We start from the raw sequence: 17,579 nt of genomic DNA, 5'->3' as shown, positions 1-17,579 counted from the left end.
GGGGCCGGGCCTCGGCGGTCGAGTCCGGTGACTGCGGTCAGCGGCCGGTGGGGCTGAGGCCCAGCATCCTTCCGGCCAGGCCGCGCGGCTTGCCGGCGAGCTCCTCGGCGATGGAGCGCAGCACCTTGCCCGCCTCGCTGTCGGGGTTGTCGATGACCAGCGGAACGCCCCGGTCGCCGCCCTCGCGCAGCGCCACCTCCAGCGGCACCTGTCCCAGCAGCGGGATCGGAGTGCCCAGGGTGCGGGACAGTCCGTCGCAGACGGCCTGGCCGCCGCCCTCGCCGAACAGGTAGACCCGCTCGTCACTGCCGGGCGTCTGGTAGTAGGACATGTTCTCGATCACTCCCGCGACCCGCTGGTGGGTCTGCGCGGAGATCGAACCGGCGCGCTCGGCCACCTCGGCGGCGGCCTGCTGCGGCGTGGTCACCACGACGATCTCGGCGCTCGGCAGGAGCTGGGCCACCGAGATGGCGACGTCGCCGGTGCCCGGGGGCAGGTCCATCAGCAGGACGTCCAGGTCGCCCCAGTAGACGTCGGCGAGGAACTGCTGCAACGCGCGGTGCAGCATCGGGCCGCGCCACACGATCGGCTGGTTGCCCTGGGTGAACATGCCGACCGAGATGACCTTGATGCCGTGTGCGGTCGGCGGCAGGATCATGTCCTCGACCTTGGTGGGACGCTCGTCGGCGCCCAGCATCCGGGGTACGGAGTGGCCGTAGATGTCGGCGTCCACAACGCCCACCTTGTGCCCCTGGGCAGCCATGGCGGCGGCAAGGTTCACCGTGATCGAGGACTTTCCGACCCCGCCCTTGCCGGAGGCGATGGCGAAGACCTTGGTGAGGGAGTTCGGTTTGGCGAAGGGGATCTCTTTCGCGGGCTGGCCGCCCCGCAGCTTGGTCTGCAACGCCTTGCGCTGCTCCTCGCTCATGACGTCGAGTTCGACCCGTACGCCGGTCACCCCGGGCACCTTGCTGACCGCGGCGGCGACGTCCTTCTCGATACGACCGCGCATGGGACAGCCGGCCACCGTGAGGTAGATGCCGACGGAGACCGTGCCGTCGTCGTGGATCTCGACGCTCTTGACCATGTCGAGTTCGGTGATGGGGCGGTGGATCTCCGGGTCCTTGACGGTGGCCAGAGCCGCGTTCACCTGCTCGGTGGTGGGTGTGGAGGACATGCCTCCAATGGTACGAAAGCCCATGTGTAAAACGTGCAGGCGGTCGCGGTCGCGAGTTGGGGGAAGCGAGCGCTCTTAACGCTGGTAATACACCATCCGCTAGTAGTGTCGGACGAACGATGGGAAACTCGTCACCTCCGCCGTGGCCGTCCGGACCCGACCCGCAGGACCGGTCGGTCCCCGAGCATTCCCAGGTCTGGGCCTCGCCCAGTCAGGCGGAGGGCGCGGGAGGGCCGGACACGGTGTGGGCGTGGCCGCCGCCGGTGCAGCCGCCCCGGCCGCGGACGGACGAGCCGCCGCCGGGCGTCCCCTACCACCGGATGGGCCGCACCGAGCGGCACCGCTGGTGGAGGCCCCTGCTGGCCCTGGTGTACGCGGCGCTGCTGTCCGTGGGGATGAGCGTCTTCGTCCTGGTCGTCCTGGAACTGGTCAAGGCCATCCAGCGCATCCCCGCCCCCGCCGGCAAGACCGGCCACCCCGTGGGAGACCTCGCGGTCGGGCTGCTGATGAACATCATGTTCATCCCGGCCGTGCTGATCGTGGTGCGGTTCGTGCTGAAGCGCAGGGGCGGCTCGCTGTCCTCGGTGGAGGGGCGGCTGCGCTGGTCGTGGCTGCTGCGCTGTGCGGCGGCGGCCGCGGGAAGCGCCCTGCTCTTCCTGGCCGTCTTCACCGTGCTGCTGCTGGTCACCGAGCCGGGAAGCCCGGTCCTCGGCGAGTACGCGGGAACGGGCGTGTTCGTCGCGGCGCTGGCGGTCATCGTGCTGCTGGTGCCGTTCCAGGCCGCGGCCGAGGAGTACGCCACGCGCGGGTTCCTCATGCAGACGGTCGGCGCCTACGGGGAGGAGTCCCGGTCCGCCGGGTCCGCACCGGCCGCCCGGGTCAACCGCCTCTTCGTCGGTCCGCTGCCCGGAATCCTGGTGAGCGGCCTGGTCTTCACCCTCCTGCACGACTACACGGCCTGGGCGCTGGCGGACGTCGCGACCTTCGGGGTGGCCATGGCCTGGCTCACCTGGTACACGGGAGGGCTGGAGGCGGCGATCGCGCTGCACACGGTGCACAACATGGTCGTGTTCGCGCTGTCCGCCTACGAGGGCACGCTCGGCCGGACGGAAGGGGTCGGAAGCTGGCAGGGGGCGCTCTCCCTCCTGGTCGAGGTGGGAACGTTCTGCCTGGTGGTGGTCTGGATGCGGCGCAGGAGAGGGATCCGCCGCACCACTCCGGGCGACCCGGCCCCCCGCTCGGCCGACGCCCTCGCCTCCAGGACGCACGGGGCCTGAGCGGCCACGTTTTCCCCGGGGGTCTCCGGGTAGCACCCCGACAACCATGAAGACTGTTCCCACGTGTCCGCGCTGTGGGCGCGCCGTCCACGAACCCGATCTGTGGTCGAGCGCGTGGCGGTGCGACGCGCACGGACCGGTGGTCCCGCTGCGGGGGGTGCGCGAGCCCGGCTCGGCCTCGCTGGACCTGGTGCTCGACGAGGCGCGGGTGCCCGTCTGGCTGCCCTGGCCGCTGCCGAACGGGTGGGTGATCACCGGCTTCGCCGACGTCGGCGAGGAGCGCACCGGCACCCTGGCCGCCGCGGTCGCCCTGTCCGGTCCCGCCCCGCTCGGCGGGATCGGGGAGCTCGTGGTGGTCGCGGAGCAGCCCGGGATCGGCCTGGCCGCCCGGATCGCCGGGATCGGCGGACCCGATCCGGGGGAGGGGTTCGACGACGACCCGCCCGACGCCAAGGTCCGCAACGACGGCCACGAGATCCCCCTGTGGAGCGTCGACGGGGGGCCGGAGCGGGCGATCTACGTCGGAGAGGCGATGGCCCAGTGGCTGTGGTTCGTCTTCGGATCCGCCGACGCCGGGATGCTGATGTGCGAGATCGCCTCCGTCCGGGACCTGCGTGAGGCCCGGGACGTCGGCCCCTTCCCGGAGCTTCCCTTCGGAGCGCCCTCCCCGCTCCTGACCGAGACCGTCCGGCCGGCTGGGGGAGGAACCGCCGCGGGCCTATGATCGAAGCGATGCGCATCGATCTGCACTCCCACAGCTCGGTCTCCGACGGCACCGACTCCCCCGCGGCCGTCGTCGAGCACGCGGCCGCCGCCGGGCTCGACGTGCTGGCCCTCACCGACCACGACACGACGGCCGGGATCGCCGAGGCGGCCGCCCATCTGCCCCCCGGCCTCACCCTGGTCCCCGGCATCGAGCTGTCCTGCGCCCACGAGGGATCCAGCGTCCACCTGCTGGGCTACCTGTTCGACCCGGAGGACCCGGAGCTGACCGCCGAGCTGCAACGCATCCGCGACGACCGGATCGTGCGCGCCAGGACCATGGTGGAGCGGTTGCAGGACCAGGGGATCCCGGTCACCTGGGAACAGGTCAGCGCCTTCGCCGGAGACGTGGACGGCCGGGACGTGGTGGGCCGCCCGCACATCGCCCGGGCGCTCGTCGAGGTCGGGGCGGCCCGCGACGTGCAGGACGCCTTCGACCGGTGGATCGGGTCGGGAAAGCCCGCCCACGTGACCCGCTACGCGCTGGACCCGGTGCGCGCGGTGCGGCTGCTGCGGGCAGCAGGCGGGGTGTGCGTCCTCGCCCACCCGGCCCGCGGCGAGGGCGCGCTGACCAGAGAGGTGCCCGAAGAGCTGGCGGCGCGCATGGCCGAGGCGGGGCTCAACGGGATCGAGGCCGACCACCCCTCGCACGACGACGACGAGCGGGCCCGCTGGCGGCAGCGCGCCGCGGAGCTGGGCGTGCTGGTCACGGGCTCCAGCGACGACCACGGCGAGCTGACCGGGCGTCGGTTGGGCTGCTCGACCACGGATCCGGACGTCTACGCCGCGCTGGTCGCGCAGGCCTCCGGGGCCTCCCCCCTGGTCGGCTGAGGGCGCCGCGACTCTTGAGTACTTTTAACCATCTCCGTCGATACTGCCGGTGAACTGTGCGAACACCGACGGCACAGGTATCGTGCGGGACCGCGGCGGACCCCCGCGGCATCGGCGGATACCCAACAGGAGCATCCTCCGTCACAATAGGCCCGCACCAGTTCCGATGAATCGTCAGCGAACCGAAGGGGCGGCACGTGTTCTGGAAGCGGAAGGGCAAGAAGAAGGACGAAACCGAGGCGGACGCCGCCTCGACCGGTGCCAAGGACGCGGAGGAGACGGAGTCCGACGCCGCCGCTGAGGCGCAGGACGCCGACGCGGAGAGCGCCGACGCCAGCGCGGAGAGCGTCGGCGAGGACGCGGCGCAGGCCGGTTCCGACGGCGAGGAGGCGGGCTCCGAGGACGCCGAGGAGAAGGCCGAGGAGAAGGAGGAGGCGGCGGAGGCCGACGGCTCGGGCGACGACCTGCCCGTGGAGCGGGTCGAGATGTCCGGCACGCTGGAGGTCGACGGTGAGGAGTACGAGGTCGTCACCAACACCTGGATCGTCCAGATCGACGAGGACGGCGTCGTCGTGGTCAACCCCGGCGAGGACGCCAAGGCCGTCCTGGAAGCGGTGGGCGACCGTGAGATCTACCTCGTGGCCTGCACCAACGGCTACCGGCCGCACATCGCCGGCGCGGTCGAGGTCGCCGAGCGCGACGAGGCGCCGATCGCCCTGCACCCCAAGGAGCTGCGCCGCTGGCGCAAGGTCCACGGCGTGGAGCACCACCCCGAGATCGAGGCCGAGGGCGGCGGCAAGCTGACCATCGGCGACGTCGAGCTGGAGATCCTGCCCACCCCCGGGACGGCCCCCGGCTCGCTGTCCTACTACTTCCCCCACCTGAAGCTGGTGTGCAGCGGCGACACCCTGCTCGCCGGGAAGCTCGGCACCGTCGGCGACGGCTACATGGACTACACCTCCCAGCTCGCCTCCGTCGGCGAGATCCTGCTGGCGCTGCCCGAGGAGACCCGGGTGCTGCCCTCCACGGGCGAGGAGACCACCATCGGCGCGGAGTCCAAGAACTTCGACTCCTGGGTCGCCGGGGAGTGAGACCGAGGGAGGGCCGCGGCCCCGGCGGGACACCCCGGGGTCCGGCCCGTCGGGGCCGCGGCGCGGACCGCCTCAGCGGGGCTCCGCGCTGTTCCAGAAGTCGGTGAGGGCGGCGGCCGTGGTCTCGGGCGCCTCGACGTTGGGCGAGTGCGCGGCCCCGGGGACGACCACGCGCCGCGCGTCCAGCCGGTCGGCCATCTCCGACTGCGCCTCGGGCGTCCAGGCGTCGTCGTCCTCGCCGTAGAGCACCAGCGTGGGAAGGCCGGCCTTGGCCAGTTCGGCGGTGCGGTCGGGCGCCGAGGTCACCTCCTGGGCCATCCGGAGCAGCCCGAGCGGGTGGTTGGCGAGCATCCGCTCGCGCAGGAACACGTGGATCTCCTCGGGAAGCCCCAGGGCCCGCTGCCGCTCCTCGTACCGCTCCCACCAGAGTCGGCGGACCAGCTCCCGGGTCGGCGCGGGGCCGAGCTCGGAGACCAGGCGCCGGGCCTCGGCTCCGCGGGCGCCTCCCACCCCCGAGGGGCCGGAGCTCATCAGGGTGTGGGAGAGCAGCGGGATCTCGTCGGCGAGTACGGTCTCGCGGGTGACCAGGCCGCCGAAGGAGTGCCCGAGCAGGTGGACCGGCCCCTCGCCGACGGCGTCGACGAAGTCGGCGACGGCCCGGCCCAGCGCCGCGCACGAGTAGGCCTCCGGGGTGTCGCTGCCGGGCGACTGGTACTGGCCCGGCAGGTCCAGCGCGTACACCCGGCGTCCTGCCTGGGCCAGCGTCTGTAGCAGCGCGATGAAGTCTTCCTTGCTCCCGGTGAACCCGGGGACCAGCACCGCCGTGTGGCGTTCGCAGCCCCCGACGACCGGAGCGGCCGCCAGGGCGGCCACGGGACCGGACGGGGTGGGGACGTCGACGCGGTCGACCCCGGGCGGGAGCGTCAGGAACCGAGGAGTACTCACGGGTCATCACCCTAGACGAACGCGGCACCCCGCAGGGGCCCGCACGGGGTCGGTCCCGGCCGGTGCTCAGCCCTGGTCGCTGCCCGCTTCGGCGCCTCCCCTGGTGCGGCGCCGGGTGCGCCTGCGGGGCCGGGCGGGGGCGTCCCCGTCCGCCGCGGCGGCCTGGTCGTCAGCGGGGGCCGCGGCGGGGCGCTCGGCGGTGGCGACGCCGCGGCGGGTGCGGCGGTTGCGGGACCGCCGCTTGGGGCGCTCCCGGTCGCCGGAGCCGCGTCCGGCCCGTCCGGTCTCGCCGATGTCCTCGACGGCCTCGGCCTCCAGACCGGCGCGTTCCTGCTGCTCCTTGGCGAGGACGCCCTTGGCGTCCGACGGGATGTCCAGCGCCTCGAAGAAGTGCGCCGAGGTGGAGTAGGTCTCCTCCGGGTTGCTGAAGGGCAGGCCCAGCGCCTTGTTGATCAACTTCCAGCGGGCGATCTCCTGCCAGTCGATGAACGTGACGGCGGTGCCCGAGCGTCCGGCCCGGCCGGTCCGGCCGATGCGGTGCGTGTAGGTCTTCTCGTCGTCGGGGCACTCGTAGTTGACCACGTGCGTCACGTCGTCGACGTCGATGCCGCGGGCGGCGACGTCGGTGGCGACCAGCACGTCGATCTTGCCGTTGCGGAAGGCCCGCAGCGCCCGCTCGCGCTGGCTCTGCCCGAGGTCGCCGTGGACGGCCGCGGCGGCGAAGCCGCGTCCGCGCAGCGCGGTTGAGACCTGGTCGCACACCCGCTTGGTCTGGCAGAACACCATGGTCAGGCCGCGGCCGCGGGCCTGGAGCAGGCGGGCGAGCATCTCCAGCTTGTCCAGCGGGTGGGTGCGGAAGACGTGCTGGGTCACCCGCTCGGAGCCGGACTCGTCGAGGTCGTCGTCGGCCCGCACGTGGGTGGGACGGCGCAGGTAGCGGCGGGACAGGCTGACGATCTCGCTCGGCATGGTCGCCGAGAACAGCATGGTCTGCCGCTGCTCGGGGGTCTTGGCGAGGATGCGCTCGATGTCGGGCAGGAAGCCCAGGTCGAGCATCTTGTCGGCTTCGTCCAGCACGAGAGCGGCCACCTCGGAAAGGTCGAGGTGGCGCTGCTTCTCCAGGTCGAGCAGGCGGCCTGGGGTGCCCACGACGATGTCCACACCGTTGCGCAGCGCGGTGATCTGCGGCTCGTAGGCGCGGCCGCCGTAGACGGTGACGATCCGCGCGTTGGTGAGCTTGCTGGCGGTGGCCAGGTCCGCGGCCACCTGGATGGCGAGTTCGCGGGTCGGCACGATCACCAGGGCGCGGGGCCGCCTGGCCGAGCCGGGCCGGTCGTGCACCCGCTGGAGCAGCGGGAGGCCGAACGCGAAGGTCTTGCCGGTGCCAGTGCGCGCCTGGCCGATGATGTCGGTCCCGGTCAGGGCCAGGGGCAGGGCGAGGGTCTGGATCGGGAAGGGGGCGACGATGCCCTCGGCTTCCAGGGCGTCGGCGATGTCGTCGATGACGCCGAGATCACGGAAGGTTGTCTGATGCGGATTTTTGGCGGTACTGGTGCTGGTCAGGATCCATGCCTCCATCTGGGCGGGCCGCGTATGCGGCGGGGCGGACGGGCTCGTCGTCGAGCGCGCTCGGTCGCGGCGGTCCGGCGCGGCTCGTCGGATCGGAAGAGTCCGCGCGGCGCTGCGCTGCGCCGGGGCGGGGCCGTCGGGCACGGACGCGCGACCGGTTCGGGTCCACCCGCTTGCTGTTGTCAGTCAGGGTGCGCGGCCATCGCGGGCCGGGGTGCCGCCGCGGGGTGCGGCGGCCCGTCCACTGCCATGGGTCCGTGCGTTCGGCCGGACCGCGGGGCCGCTGCCGCGCAGGTCGGTGGATCAGGTGCGGGCCCCGGGACGGGAGCGACGCGACCGGCTGCGACGGGGCGCGTGGTGCGCGGTCGGCGGGCACCGACCGCGGTTACGAGTCTAGCCTGCGTGATCAGTGCTGGATAGGGCACGACTTCCGTGCCTGTCCACTGTGCAGGACAACGCGGGAGAGGCCCCGAATAGTCCCGGAGGCGCGCGGGAAGCGGGAGCGGTGCCGGGCGGGCGCTAGGCTGAGGGGCATGAGTTCCTCCGCAGCCGTTCCCGGTCCCTCCCGGGACGCCGCCCCGGCCGAGCGCGGTGTGATCGATCTCCTGGGACTGCTGGCCTACGCCGAACTGGTCTCGTTCTTCCGGTTGGCCTCCGACGCCGAACTGGCGCCCACCCTGGAGGACAAGGCCGAACTCGCGGCGTTCGCGGCGACGGAGCAGGCCCACCACCAACTGCTGCGCCGCAGGCTCCTGGAACTGGGAGTGGACCCCGAGACCGCGATGCAGCCGTTCGTCGGGCCGCTGGACGAGTGGCACGCCCGCACCACTCCGCAGACCTGGGTGGAAAGCCTGGTCAAGGCGTACGTGGGAGACGGGATCGCGGCGGACTTCTACCGGCAGATCGCCCAGGTGACCGACGACGAGACCCGGGAGCTGGTCGCCGGGGTGCTCTCCGAGGAGGGCCGGGCCGAGTTCATCGCCGCCAAGGTCAAGCAGGCGGTGGCCGACGACCCCACCCTGGCGGGTCGGCTCGCGCTGTGGGCGCGCCGCCTGGTCGGTGAGGCGCTCAGTCAGGCGCAGCGGGTCGCCGTCGACCACCCCCGGCTCGCCGAGCTGCTCGCCGCGGGGGAGTCGGAGGAGGGCCGCACGGGCGACCTGGCCGCGGTGAGCCGGATCTTCGCCCGGCTGACGGACGCGCACAACTCCCGGCTCCAGGCGATGGGTCTGGCGAACTGACCGGTCCCGGGGAGAGGCGGACCACACCGAACAGATTGTCCCTTTTGTCTGTTTCGTGTGTATATATTCGGCTCTGTCATCTTTCCCGTTGTCCGTCCTGCCTGGACGGCTGTTCTCCGAGGTGCCGGTCCCATGCGCAGTGGGTTCTCCGCCAGATGTCCGCTGGCCCAGCTCACGCACGCCTTCGACAGTGTCGGGCTGCGGGAGGAACCGTCGGTCCCGGGCCTGCTGGCCCAGGTCGACCAGCACGTCGCCGCGGTCCGCGACGCCCTGGCCGACAGCGGCGTCCCGCTGTCCCGCCGCAGCCTCGCGCAGTACCTCCGGGGGTTCCTCGACGGGTGCCGGGAGCGCGGGTGGCACTCCACGGAGGTCGACTACGACTGGGAGACGCTGCGCCTGCTCGCGATCTGCCGACTGGCCCGGGAAGAGGGCTTCGTCCGGTAGGAAAGCGGCCTTCGCCGGAAACGTCACCGTGGGGATCGGTGAAGTGGCGACAAAGACGTGCGCGGTGGGCGTACGCTAAGCCCTGACCGGAACACCGCCCGTGCGCCCCGTACCGGTCCGGTGGGAGGCGCGACGGGCGGGGCAGCGCGACCGGAATCGCGCATTCCGCCGCTACAGGCTGGGGCAGCCCAGCCCGATGACCGAGAGACGGCACACCGGGGTGCCGCGAGAAAGGAAAACGAATGGGGAGCGGTCGGCACGGGGCGGCGCGTCCACCGATCGGAGTCCTGATCCACAAGGATCGCGTCGACTTCTCCATCTACGGTCTACAGGCGGTCGTCGCGTTGGTCATCATGATCACCACGGGTCCTGCCAGCCTGGCCTTCTGGCTGTGCTTCGTGCTGCTGTTCGCCGGAGTCGTCCTCTTCTTCCGGCGGATCGACCGGCTGGCCCGTGAGGAGCTCGCAGGAGACGACCTGCTCTGAGTCCCGCGCCGCGGCGGCGCCGCGGACAGGCAGCGGACTCCCCGCCCGAGCGGGGAGTCCGCCCCCCGGTTCAGTGGCGCTCGTGGCGGTGCCGGGGCGAGCCGGACGACCCCTGCCGGGGCGGCGCGACCCGTCCGGCCGGCGCGGCCTCCTGCCCGGCGGCGGCCGTCTCGTCGGAGCGGGCGCCCAGGGCGTCGGCCTTGCCGCGCTGGTAGCCGCCCTGCTCGCGGAAGCGCTTCGTGTCGCTCTCGGCGCGGTCCAGCCAGGCCGCCCAGCGCTGCTGCATCGGCCGGATCAGGCCGCCGCCGACCCCGACGACGAGGATCCCCGCCACCGTGCCCAGCACGGCGACGAGCACCGGCAGGGTCACCGTGGTGGCCACACCGATCTGGTTGAGCGCGGCGATGACGCCCAGACCGAGGATGAACACACCCACGACGGTGGCCAGCAGCCTGCCGTAGCCGAGCCCGCCGAGCGCGTCGGAGAGCAGGTCGCGCACCGCCCGCGCGATCAGCGCCGCCACCACCACGATGACCAGCGCCACGGCGAGTCTCGGCAGCCACGCGATCACCCCGTCGAGCATCCGGGTGATCGGGTTGTCGGGACCGAACGCGCTGAACGCCAGTTGCAGGACGATCAGCACCCCTGCGTAGTAGACGAACTTCCCGGCCAGACCGCTGGCGCTGAACCGGCTGCGCTGGAAGTAGTTGCCCAGTCCGCCGCGCTCCAGACCGCGGTCGAGCCCCACCCGGCTCAGCCCTTTGGCGACGAGCCGGCCGACGAGCTTGGCGAGCAGCCAGCCCAGAATCAGGACGACAAGGAAGATCGCGAGCCTGGGGATGAAGGACACTGCTGTCCCCCAGGCGTTGCCGATGCCCTGCCCGATGTCGGTTACGGCGAATGGTGTGAACATCTCGTCCCCTTCCCCGGAACGGCCCGTCGGGCGGCGACCGTCGGGAGGGCCTCCGAGAGCGGGCCGCCGTCATCCGACCGAACCGAGAGAGTGCGGTGGTGAGACCGCGACTACCCGGAGATCGGAGGACGAACCATCAAGAGTTCGAGGAGGGGACGACCGGTGCCGGAGTCAGCTCCGGGTGAGGTCCCAGCCGCTGATGCCGCGCCAGGCGAGCCGGGCGATGAGCTGCTCGGCGGCCTCCTTGGGGATGCCCCCGTGGCTCAGCCAGTAGCGTGCGCTGGTCTCGGCCATGCCGACCAGGCCGATGCTGAGCAGGTGCGCCTCCTCGTCGGAGACGCTGGTGTCCTGTCGGATCACCTCGCCGATGAGCTCCGCGCAGCGGAGCGTGGTCTCCTCGGTCTTCTCCCGCACCGCGGGGAGGTTGCGCAGGTCGGACTCGAAGACCAGGCGGAACGCCTCGCCCTCGCCGGAGACGAAGTCGAAGTACGCCTGGAAGCTCGCGACGACCCGCTGGCGGTTGTCGTCGGTGGACTGTAGGGCGGCCCGCTGCTTTTCGACCAGGGCCTCGGAGTGCTGTTCCAGGAGCGCCAGGTAGAGTTCCAGTTTGCCGGGGAAGTGCTGGTACAGCACGGGTTTGGAGACCCCGGCGCGCTCGGCGATCTCGTCCATCGCCGCGGCGTGGTATCCCCGTTCCACGAAGACCTGCTGGGCCGCGGCGAGCAGTTGCCGTCGCCGGGCCACCCGGGGAAGCCTGGTCCCCCGCGGGCGGGCCTCTGAAGGAGCCGTCACAGCCACACCCTCCGAAACTGTCTGCGACGCCGAACGCCGTGTCCTGGTTCGGCCGCCTCGACGGACAGGGGTCCGGAAGCGGCCGGTGCGTACCGAGCTATCTTACTCGGCCGTAAAACGCCGGACCGATTCGCCCAGTTCAAGGGAGGTTTGTCAGAAAGACAGGGGTTTCCGGGAGACGAGTGCCGCGAGGGAACGCTCAGCGGTAGTCGTCCTCGTCCTCGGGAACCTCCAGCGCCTGTTCCAGGGCGTCCGCCTCGGGAACCTCCGGGCCGGTCTCCAGGGACAGCTCGGGCCGCTGCTCGACGTCGTCGCTGTCGGCGGTGCGCTGCTCGGCGACATCGGCCTCGGGCGCTTCCAGGGGGGGCTCGTCGTCCGGAGCGTGCGGTGGGACACGCGGGCGCTTCGCTTCAGCGGCCATGGGGACTCCCGTCGGTCGGTGCCGGTTTCCGCCGCCGCGGCCCTGCTGCCCCGCGCCTGTGGCGAAGTTCGCAGAACCAGCGCTGAACTGCGGGGAGACGGTCGGTCGGGTGGCGCACCCGTTCCCGTAACCCCGCGGGGGAATGATAAACCCCACCCCGTAGGTTGGGATAATTGAGCAAGCCCGCAGCGTGCGCAACGGCCGGGGTCCGCGCCCCCCGCGAGCACGCCGCGCCACCGATCGTTTGAGGAGCTGCTGTGTCGCTGCCGCCGCTGGTCGAACCAGCCGACGAGCTGACCGTTGAAGAGGTGCAACGGTACTCACGCCACCTGATCATCCCCGACGTCGGCATGGACGGTCAGAAGCGTCTGAAGAACGCCAAGGTCCTGGTCGTGGGGGCGGGTGGGCTCGGCTCCCCGACGCTGCTGTACCTGGCCGCCGCCGGCGTGGGCACCCTGGGCATCATCGACTTCGACGTCGTGGACGAGTCCAACTTGCAGCGCCAGATCATCCACGGCCAGAGCGACCTCGGCAAGCCCAAGGCCGAGTCCGCCCGGGAGAGCATCGCGGAGGTCAACCCGTACGTCCGCGTCGTCCTCCACAAGGAGCGGCTCGACTCCAGCAACGCCCTGGAGATCTTCGCGGACTACGACCTGATCCTGGACGGGACCGACAACTTCGCCACCCGCTACCTGGTCAACGACGCCGCCGTGCTGCTGAACAAGCCGTACGTGTGGGGGTCGATCTACCGCTTCGACGGCCAGGTCAGCGTGTTCTGGAACGAGTACGGCCCCAACTACCGCGACCTGTACCCCGAGCCGCCGCCGCCCGGAATGGTCCCCTCCTGCGCCGAGGGCGGCGTCCTGGGCGTGCTGTGCGCCGCCATCGGGTCGATCATGGCCAACGAGGCCATCAAGCTGATCACCGGCATCGGGGACCCGCTGGTGGGCCGCCTGCTCATCTACGACGCCCTGGAGATGACCTGGCGGACCGTCAAGATCCGCAAGGACCCCAACGCCGAGCCGATCACCGAGCTCATCGACTACGAGGCGTTCTGCGGCACCATCCCCGAGGAGGCGCAGCAGGCCGCGCTGGGCTCCACCATCACCGCCCGGGAGCTCAAGGAGAAGATGGACAAGGGCGAGGACTTCTTCCTCGTCGACGTCCGGGAGAAGAACGAGTACGAGATCGTCAACATCCCGGGCGCGGTCCTCATCCCCAAGGGGGAGTTCCTCACCGGTGAGGCGTTCGCCAAGCTGCCCCAGGACAAGCAGATCATCCTGCACTGCAAGTCCGGCGGCCGCTCGGCCGAGGCGCTGGCCGCGGTCAAGAAGGCGGGCTTCTCCAACGCCGTGCACGTCGGCGGCGGCGTGCTGTCCTGGATCGAGACCGTCGACCCGAGCCTGCCCCGGTACTGACACCGGACGCACCGTGGGGCCGCCGCGCGCCGCGGCGGCCCCCACGTCTTTTTGTCCGGCGTGAGTTCCGCGCCGATCCGGGTAGCTGCCGTCGACAACGGGAGCACGGCCCGGGAGGTGCACGATGGGCGGACGTTGGAGTGACTGGGCGGCCCTGGCCGCGGGGATCGTGGTGGCCCTCAGCTGGATCTGGCACGGCATGTTCGGACCGGCCATGGTCGCGCTGTTCCTGCTCGGCCTGGCCACGGTGTTCACCGCGACGATCTGCGTCACCCGGCCGGGACTGGTCCTCGGCGAGGCGCTCCTGGCGGCGCTGGGCGTCCTGGTGTTCCTCACGCCCTGGCTGATCGGCTTCGCCGGGAAGCCCGCCGGAGCGTGGACCGCCTGGATCACCGGAGCCGTCATCGCGGTCATGGGAGTGGCGGGGCTGCCGCCGAGCCGCAGGGCCAGGCGCACCCAGGAACCGCACGGCCCCGACGGGTCGTGGACCCGCTCGCCGACGGCGCACCCCCCGGTCGCCCGGGTCTGAGGATTCGGCGCCCGTTGCTGTCGGCGGCCCGCACTACAGTGTGCGGCATGCCACGATCCGACGGCTATCCCAGCGAGTACGCGGAGCGGGTCCTCGAATTCGTCCGGACCATCCCGGCGGGGAAGGTCATGACCTACGGCGACGTCGCCGAGTACCTCGGCGCGGGCAGCGCCCGCTCGGTGGGGGCGGTCATGGCCACCTGGGGAGCGGACGCGCCCTGGTGGCGGGTGGTGTTCGCGGACGGCACCCCGCCCTCCAGCCGCCCCGAGCGGGCGCTGCGGCGCTACGCGGCCGAGGGAACGCCCATGCTCCCCGCCGGCGGGCGTGTCGACATGGTCCGGGCCAGATGGGCCGGTCCCTTCGGGCCCGGGGCGGCCGATCCGGTATAGCCGTTCGGGCGCTCCTTCGCGCATTGTTCCCCACGGCGTGCGCCGACACACTGTCCGTGAACATCGCGCCGGTCCCGCACAGGGGCACCGTCGCAGCGGGCCAGATCGTCGGAGGGATGCGCGTGGCGGCTTACTCTCTGTCGACTCGCTCCGTGAGCACGCACTTCGTCAGGGCGACGACGTGGCCCTCGTGGCGTGCGCGGACCCCGTAGACGCCACGGGGGACACCGTCTTCACCTACGCGGAGCTCGACACCGAAGCCCGCCGGGTCGCCGCCGGACTCCAGCGGGAACTCGCTCCCGGAAGCCGGGTCCTGGTGCGGGCCGAGGGCGCGGAGTTCGTGCGCGGCTTCCTGGGCTGCCTCTACGCCGGAATGGTGGCGGTCCCGCTCCCGCCGATCAGCGACAATCGCCGCCACCGCGAGCGTATGGCCGCTGTCGTCGCCGACACCCAGGCGGACGTGGTGCTCGTTTCGGCTGAGGACCGGCAGCGGATCGCCGACCGGACCCGCGACACCGGCCTTGAGGCGGCCAGGCCGCTGGCGCTGACCGAAATGGAACTGCCCGCGGCCGAAGACTGGAAGGACCCTTCGGCGGGAACGAGCGACATCGCGTTCATCCAGTACACGTCCGGAAGCACCAGTCGCCCGAAGGGCGTTCCGGTCTCCCACGGCAACATCCTCGGCAACGCGGCGCACAGCATGCGGATGACGGGCGCCACCCGAGCCGACAGGTGGGGCGGCTGGCTGCCCATGCACCACGACTTCGGTCTGGTCTACCAGTTGCTGACTCCCCTGGTGATGGGCGCCTCCACCGCTCTCATGGACGCGTCGGCGTTCCTGCGCCGCCCGTACTCCTGGCTGCGTCTCATCCACCGGTGCGGCATCACCGTGTCGGGCGGCCCCAACTTCGCCTACGACCTGTGCTGCCGTACGGTCACCGACGAGCAGATGGCGGGCGTGGACCTGTCGTCATGGAGCAGCGCCGTCAACGGCTCGGAGCCGATCAGCGCCGCGGTCATGGCCCGCTTCGCCGAACGCTTCGCGCCTTTCGGGCTGCGGCCCGCAGCGATGACGGCGGGCTACGGGCTGGCAGAGGGGACCGTGTGCGTGACCCTCTCCCCGCCCCGGGTCCCCCCCACGGTCACCCGGGTGGACGCCGTCCGCCTCAGCCGGGACGAGTTCGTCCCGGTGGGCCCCGACGCCGGGGTGGAGGCGCGCATGCTCGTCGGGTGCGGCCCCGCGCACACCGACGAGTTCGACCTCCGCATCGTCGACCCGGCGTCCCTGCGGGTCCGAGCCGACGGCGAGGTGGGCGAGATCTGGCTGCGCGGCCCGAGCGTGGTCCAGGGCTACTGGCAGCGTGAGGAGGAGAGCCGGGAGTCCTTCGACGCGACCACCGCTGAGGGAGAGGGGGGTTTCCTCCGCACCGGGGATCTCGGAGTCGTCCACGAGGGCCAGCTCTACATCACGGGGCGCATCAAGGAGGTCCTGGTGGTCAACGGACGCAACCTCTATCCGCACGACATCGAGGAAGTCGCCCGCGAGTCCCATCCCGCCCTGTCCACCGGTGTGGGGGCCGCCTTCACGGCCTTCTCCCTCGACGGGGCCGAACAGGTGGTGCTGGTCCACGAGTACCAGTCCACCGACCGAGGCGAGACGGCCCTGGCCGAGGCGGTGTCCAGGATCAGAGCGCGCGTCGCGGCCGAGTTCGCCGTCGCACTGCCCGGAGTGATCCTGGTCCGCCGAGGCCAGGTCCGCCGCACCTCCAGCGGGAAGATCCAGCGGGCCGGAACCCGGCAGGCGTGGTTGGAGGGGGCACTGCGCGTCCTCCACCAGGACCTCTCGGAGCCGCTGACGCGACTGCTCGCCCGGCACCGCACGGCGTCCGAGCCGGGAGAGATGACGCGCCGGTGAGCGCTTCCGTCCGGGCCGCCGTCTGACTCCCCCTGTCCGGCCCTGACCGACCGACAGGCCAATGCCCTGGTCCGGACGGCCGAGAGAGCGGCCGCCGACCCCCGTTCCGGTCCCAGCACGACGATCGAGGAAGCCCGATGCCCTCCCAGAACCATTTGCCCTCAAGAGAAGAAGTGTCCGCCTGGCTGGCCGAACGAGTCGCGAGGCACGCGCGGCTGCGGCCCCAGGACGTCGAGGCCGACCGTCCGCTCACCGACTACGGGTTGGACTCCGTCAGCGTCTTCGTCCTGTGCGGTGAATTCGAGGACCGCCACAGGGTCCAGGTGGAGCCCACAAGCGTCTGGGAGCATCCGACCGTCCGAACCCTCACCGACCTTCTGATGGAGTCCGTGGCGGCGCGTGACACCCTGCCCTCCGGAACCTCGGGGGGCGACCTGTGAGCCGGTTCGTCGAAATCGCGGCGCACCTTCCCCCCGTCAGCGTTCCGATCACCGAGATCGGCCGGGAGTTGGGAATGGACTCGGCCCAGCTCCGGGTCTTCCACCGGATCTTCGGGTTCTCCCATGTCCGCCTCGCCCCCGGGGCCAGCCAGGCGGACCTCATGGTCGCGGCCGTCTCGGCGCTTCCCTCGTTCCCCGAGGTGCGCCACCGCGTCAAATACGTCATCCAGGCCCGGACCATGCCGACCGCCTTCCCCTATCCGCTCAACCCGCTGCACGAGGCGTGCGGCAGGCTCGGCCTTGACCACGCGGTCGCCTTCACGGTCACGGAGCACGCCTGCGCCGGCGGCCTGCTGGGCGTCCACCTGTGCGGCGAGATGCTCGCCACGGACGGCGATCCCGACGCGCTCGGCCTCGTACTGACCGGAGAGAAGATCTTCACGCGGGTCGCCAAGCGGGTCCCCGGGTCCAGCATCAACGGCGAGGGTACGGCCGCCGCGCTGGTCTCGGCCGCCGAGCAGGGGAGGGACCGGATCCTGGCCTACGCCAGCCGCGCCTATCCGCAGTTCCACGGGGGCGAGGAGGTGGAACGGGCGACCGCGGAGTTCCAGCAGGTCTACCCGGAAGCGCTCGCCGAGATCCTCACCGAGGTGGCGGCCAAGGCCGGCATGGACCTGGCCGACGTGGACTTCATCCTGCCCCACAACGTGGCCAAGGTCTCCTGGCAGCGGCTGTGCAAGCAACTCGGCTACCCGGCGGACAGGGTCTTCCTCGACAACATCCCGATCACCGGGCACTGCTTCAGCGCCGACGGCTTCGCGGCCTACCGCGCCCTCGTGGACAACGGGCGGCTCAAGCCCGGTCAGCACTACATCATGGCCACCGCCGGACTGGGCGCGACCTTCGCGGCCACCCTGGTCCGGCACTGAGAGCAGGAGGGGAC

At 71.7% G+C, this 17,579-nt stretch carries 19 protein-coding genes; 13 read left to right on the top strand and 6 right to left on the bottom strand.

The annotated features are described in order from the left end of the window. Positions 1–37: 37 nt before the first annotated feature. The gene (locus AC529_RS02815; RefSeq protein WP_068753339.1) at positions 38–1,177 is read right to left on the bottom strand and encodes an Mrp/NBP35 family ATP-binding protein; all 1,140 of its coding nucleotides are present in this window, start codon (positions 1,175–1,177) and stop codon (positions 38–40) included. Between the two features lie 320 nt (positions 1,178–1,497). On the opposite strand from AC529_RS02815, the gene AC529_RS02810 reads away from it, so the two are divergent. The 4 genes from AC529_RS02810 to AC529_RS02795 all read left to right on the top strand — a co-directional run bounded on the left by AC529_RS02810 (position 1,498) and on the right by AC529_RS02795 (position 5,138). Then, entirely contained in the window at positions 1,498–2,454 is a 957-nt protein-coding gene (locus tag AC529_RS02810; protein ID WP_232306535.1) for a CPBP family intramembrane glutamic endopeptidase, read from the top strand. A 46-nt stretch (positions 2,455–2,500) separates the two neighbouring features. Next, positions 2,501–3,178 (top strand): DUF6758 family protein, encoded by a 678-nt coding sequence (locus AC529_RS02805; RefSeq protein WP_083947983.1) that lies wholly within the window; start codon positions 2,501–2,503, stop codon positions 3,176–3,178. Between the two features lie 8 nt (positions 3,179–3,186). Then, positions 3,187–4,047 carry a PHP domain-containing protein gene (locus AC529_RS02800; RefSeq protein WP_068754432.1) on the top strand — a complete coding sequence of 287 codons (861 nt, stop codon included), beginning with the start codon at positions 3,187–3,189 and terminating at the stop codon, positions 4,045–4,047. Between the two features lie 197 nt (positions 4,048–4,244). Then, positions 4,245–5,138: an MBL fold metallo-hydrolase gene (locus AC529_RS02795; RefSeq protein WP_068753338.1), complete on the top strand. Its 894-nt coding sequence runs from the start codon at positions 4,245–4,247 to the stop codon at positions 5,136–5,138. Between the two features lie 72 nt (positions 5,139–5,210). Here AC529_RS02795 and AC529_RS02790 read toward each other — a convergent pair whose 3' ends face one another. Beyond that, positions 5,211–6,083, bottom strand: coding sequence for an alpha/beta fold hydrolase (locus AC529_RS02790; RefSeq protein ID WP_068753337.1), 873 nt, complete (start codon positions 6,081–6,083; stop codon positions 5,211–5,213). A gap of 66 nt (positions 6,084–6,149) precedes the next feature. Then, the gene (locus tag AC529_RS02785) at positions 6,150–7,661 is read right to left on the bottom strand and encodes a DEAD/DEAH box helicase (RefSeq protein ID WP_083947884.1); all 1,512 of its coding nucleotides are present in this window, start codon (positions 7,659–7,661) and stop codon (positions 6,150–6,152) included. 524 nt (positions 7,662–8,185) lie between these two features. Between AC529_RS02785 and AC529_RS02780 the strand changes: the two genes are divergently transcribed. From AC529_RS02780 to AC529_RS02770, 3 genes are all read left to right on the top strand, one after another. Continuing rightward, positions 8,186–8,890, top strand: coding sequence for a ferritin-like fold-containing protein (locus tag AC529_RS02780; protein ID WP_068753336.1), 705 nt, complete (start codon positions 8,186–8,188; stop codon positions 8,888–8,890). 132 nt (positions 8,891–9,022) lie between these two features. Further along, the gene (locus AC529_RS02775) at positions 9,023–9,334 is read left to right on the top strand and encodes a DUF6401 family natural product biosynthesis protein (RefSeq protein WP_068753335.1); all 312 of its coding nucleotides are present in this window, start codon (positions 9,023–9,025) and stop codon (positions 9,332–9,334) included. A 242-nt stretch (positions 9,335–9,576) separates the two neighbouring features. Further along, the gene (locus AC529_RS02770; protein WP_068753334.1) at positions 9,577–9,819 is read left to right on the top strand and encodes a hypothetical protein; all 243 of its coding nucleotides are present in this window, start codon (positions 9,577–9,579) and stop codon (positions 9,817–9,819) included. Positions 9,820–9,889: 70 nt separating this feature from the next. Here the strand turns inward: AC529_RS02770 and AC529_RS02765 are convergent, their stop codons facing one another. The 3 genes from AC529_RS02765 to AC529_RS02755 all read right to left on the bottom strand — a co-directional run bounded on the left by AC529_RS02765 (position 9,890) and on the right by AC529_RS02755 (position 11,945). Next, positions 9,890–10,732 carry a mechanosensitive ion channel family protein gene (locus AC529_RS02765; RefSeq protein WP_068753333.1) on the bottom strand — a complete coding sequence of 281 codons (843 nt, stop codon included), beginning with the start codon at positions 10,730–10,732 and terminating at the stop codon, positions 9,890–9,892. Between the two features lie 171 nt (positions 10,733–10,903). Next, complete coding sequence (locus AC529_RS02760; protein WP_068753332.1) at positions 10,904–11,524, bottom strand: TetR/AcrR family transcriptional regulator; 621 nt, start codon at positions 11,522–11,524, stop codon at positions 10,904–10,906. 199 nt (positions 11,525–11,723) lie between these two features. Next, positions 11,724–11,945 (bottom strand): hypothetical protein, encoded by a 222-nt coding sequence (locus AC529_RS02755; protein WP_068753331.1) that lies wholly within the window; start codon positions 11,943–11,945, stop codon positions 11,724–11,726. 257 nt (positions 11,946–12,202) lie between these two features. Between AC529_RS02755 and moeZ the strand changes: the two genes are divergently transcribed. The 6 genes from moeZ to AC529_RS02725 all read left to right on the top strand — a co-directional run bounded on the left by moeZ (position 12,203) and on the right by AC529_RS02725 (position 17,565). After that, complete coding sequence (moeZ, locus tag AC529_RS02750; protein ID WP_068753330.1) at positions 12,203–13,363, top strand: adenylyltransferase/sulfurtransferase MoeZ; 1,161 nt, start codon at positions 12,203–12,205, stop codon at positions 13,361–13,363. A gap of 124 nt (positions 13,364–13,487) precedes the next feature. After that, the gene (locus tag AC529_RS02745) at positions 13,488–13,892 is read left to right on the top strand and encodes an SPW repeat protein (RefSeq protein WP_068753329.1); all 405 of its coding nucleotides are present in this window, start codon (positions 13,488–13,490) and stop codon (positions 13,890–13,892) included. 47 nt (positions 13,893–13,939) lie between these two features. Continuing rightward, entirely contained in the window at positions 13,940–14,281 is a 342-nt protein-coding gene (locus AC529_RS02740) for an MGMT family protein (protein WP_068754427.1), read from the top strand. Then, entirely contained in the window at positions 14,217–16,196 is a 1,980-nt protein-coding gene (locus AC529_RS02735; protein ID WP_083947882.1) for a fatty acyl-AMP ligase, read from the top strand. The genes AC529_RS02740 and AC529_RS02735 overlap by 65 nt, the downstream gene beginning before the upstream one ends. Positions 16,197–16,333: 137 nt before the next feature. Next, complete coding sequence (locus AC529_RS02730; RefSeq protein ID WP_068753327.1) at positions 16,334–16,636, top strand: acyl carrier protein; 303 nt, start codon at positions 16,334–16,336, stop codon at positions 16,634–16,636. Continuing rightward, positions 16,633–17,565, top strand: a complete 933-nt coding sequence (locus AC529_RS02725; RefSeq protein WP_068753326.1) for a 3-oxoacyl-[acyl-carrier-protein] synthase III C-terminal domain-containing protein — start codon at positions 16,633–16,635, stop codon at positions 17,563–17,565. Before AC529_RS02730 ends, AC529_RS02725 begins: the two co-directional genes overlap by 4 nt. Positions 17,566–17,579: the final 14 nt, after the last annotated feature.

Source organism: Thermobifida cellulosilytica TB100 (assembly GCF_001517975.1).
GTDB lineage: Bacteria > Actinomycetota > Actinomycetes > Streptosporangiales > Streptosporangiaceae > Thermobifida > Thermobifida cellulosilytica.
This window is presented reverse-complemented; position numbering and strand designations above follow the sequence as displayed.